The organism is Bellilinea sp. (assembly GCF_034432615.1).
GTDB lineage: Bacteria > Chloroflexota > Anaerolineae > Anaerolineales > Anaerolineaceae > Bellilinea.
The window spans coordinates 1-2,416 of record NZ_DAOUBL010000388.1; the positions used below are offsets into that span (position 1 = coordinate 1).

The 2,416-nt window shown below is 54.9% G+C and carries 3 protein-coding genes; all 3 read left to right on the forward strand.

Features of this window, described 5'->3' with window-relative positions; translation table 11 throughout:
- Nucleotides 1–179: 179 nt before the first annotated feature.
- Complete coding sequence (locus tag VAE48_RS16975; protein ID WP_322794523.1) at nt 180–989, forward strand: aminoglycoside phosphotransferase family protein; 810 nt, start codon at nt 180–182, stop codon at nt 987–989.
- Nucleotides 990–1,092: 103 nt separating this feature from the next.
- Complete coding sequence (locus VAE48_RS16980; protein ID WP_322794524.1) at nt 1,093–1,704, forward strand: NADPH-dependent F420 reductase; 612 nt, start codon at nt 1,093–1,095, stop codon at nt 1,702–1,704.
- Nucleotides 1,705–1,771: 67 nt separating this feature from the next.
- On the forward strand, nt 1,772–2,416 hold a 645-nt coding region (locus VAE48_RS16985; RefSeq protein WP_322794525.1), incomplete at its 3' end, for a glycoside hydrolase family 3 protein.

The window sequence follows — 2,416 nt, forward strand, 5'->3', positions numbered from 1 at the left end:
TTTTCTTTCAGCACGCCAACCCCAACGGTAACGCCGCAGGTCGTTCGCTGAGGCGCGGCGGCCGGCTTCAAAAAAACAATTTTTCCTGGGAAATGGGATCTAAACCTCAAAGGGAACTCGGAAGGTGTTCGCCAGCGTAAAAACCGCTTCAGCCTGCAGAGCAGGGGTTATAATCTCGAATGATGAATACACCTCCAATCACCGGCCCGATTGCCCGCGGACGAACCGCGGAAATTTACCAATGGCAGCCTGGCTGGGTTCTCAAACTGTTCCACGAGTGGGTTGATCTGGAAAGTATTGAATACGAAGCCCGCATCAGCCGGGCAATTCACACCAGCGGCCTCCCTGTTCCGGCTGTCGGCGAAATCGTGCGTGTGAACGGCCGCCACGGACTGATCTACCAGCAGGTGCAGGGAATTTCGATGTGGCCGGCCGGATTGTCCAAAGCCCCGTGGAAAGTTTTGCGCTACGCCCGACAGACAGCCCGGCTTCACGCCATGATTCATCACAACCCTGCATCGGTGGAACTGCCCCGCCAACGGCCGCGGCTGATCAACAAGATCCAACGTGCCGCGGGATTGCCTGCCCAATTTCGCTCCAAAGTGCTGGCACAGCTGGCAGAAATGCCGGACGGCGCTTGCCTGTGCCATGGTGATTTTCATCCTGCCAATATCTTGATCAACGGGGAAAACGCCGTCGTCATTGACTGGATTGATGCCACGCTCGGCAACCCGCTGGCGGATGTAGCCCGCACAACCATCCTCTTGCTTGGCGCGGCAACCTGTCAGATTCGGGGCGGGATGCAAAAAACAGGGGTGCTCCTCTTTCACTCCGCCTACCGGCGCCAGTATTTCAGGCTCAGGCCGGGTGGAGAACAGGAATACATCCGCTGGCTGCCGCTGATCGCAGCCGCCAGGTTAAGTGAAAACATCCCGGAACTGGAAGAATGGTTGATTCTTCAAACGATGCGGGGACTGCGAATCCGGTGAATCCGGTTCAACCTCCAAAACAATATGATATAGTCGAGATAGTCTGTCTCTCGCATTTTTTCAATTTGAGAAAGCCTGTTACAAAAATAATAAGGAAACCGAAATGAACATTGGAATTCTTGGCGCAAAAAATATTGGCAGCACCCTTGCAAAGAAGTGGGTTTCTGCCGGGCATCACATCCTGTTTGGGGTTCGAAATACTCAAAACCCCGAATTGATTGCGCTGGTTGAAGCACTGGGTAAAAACGCGGCATTTGGCAGTGCTGCCGATGCAATCCAATTCGGCGAGGTGGTCGTTTTTGCCATCCCCGGCAACGCAATGGATGAAACGATCCGCTCGAACGCCGAACTTTTGGATGGCAAAATCGTCATTGACGCCGCAAACCGGATGGGCGAGCGAGAAATGAACAGCTACCAGACTTTTCGCGCACATACACCCCATGCAAAGATTTATCGCGCGTTCAATAATCTGGGCTGGGAAAATTTTGAAACACCCGTGATCCGGGGCATCCAGGTGGACTTGTTCTATTGCGGAGATGAAGGAGAAAGCCAGCACAAAGTAAACGAACTGATCCGCGACATCCCGCTGAACCCCGTCTATCTGGGCGATATGAGTCAAGTGCATCTCGTGGATATGATCGCCACTCTCTGGTTCAGGCTGGCTTTTGGACAAAAACTGGGAAGACGTATCGCTTTCAAGCTCTTGATAGAATGAATCTTTTTGTCTGTCAATTTTTTCAAACACCATATAAAATCACCTGATATTGCTTGAGGAATCAAAAATGAACTTTAATTCCACCATTCCCGATATCGAATCCCTCTTACAACAACTCACTCTGGAAGAAAAAATCCGCCTTCTGGCGGGAGCGGATAACTGGCAAACCCACGCCATCGAGCGGCTGGGCATCCCCTCGCTCAAAGTGAGCGACGGCCCCAACGGCGCGCGCGGCGCGTGGGGCAGTCTGGCAGCCTTTTCGGCCTGCACGCCGGTGGGTACGGCGCTGGCGGCCACCTGGAACCCGGCGCTGGTCGAGCAAATTGGCGCGCTGCTGGGTGATGAAACCCGCGCCAAAGGCGCGGACGTGCTGCTGGCGCCCACCGTCAACCTGCACCGCACCCCGCTGGCCGGGCGCAATTTTGAATGTTTCTCCGAAGACCCCTACCTGAGCGGCGAGATGGCAACCGCCTACATCCGCGGCGTGCAAAGCCGCGGAGTCGGCTGCTGCATCAAGCATTTTGTCTGCAATGATCAGGAATATCAGCGTCTTTCCATCAGCGCCGAGGTGGAAGAACGCCCGCTGCGCGAGCTGTACCTCGAGCCCTTCCGCAAAGCCCTTCGCGCCGCCAAACCGGTTGCGCTGATGACCGCATACAACCGCATCCGCGGGGTGTATGCCAGCCAGCACGATTACCTGATTAAGACCATC

What these genes read in the sequence shown, in the direction of transcription:
- VAE48_RS16975 (WP_322794523.1), top strand. Translation starts at nt 180, where the DNA reads ATGATGAATACACCTCCAATCACCGGCCCGATTGCCCGCGGACGAACC.
- VAE48_RS16980 (WP_322794524.1), top strand. Translation starts at nt 1,093, where the DNA reads ATGAACATTGGAATTCTTGGCGCAAAAAATATTGGCAGCACCCTTGCA.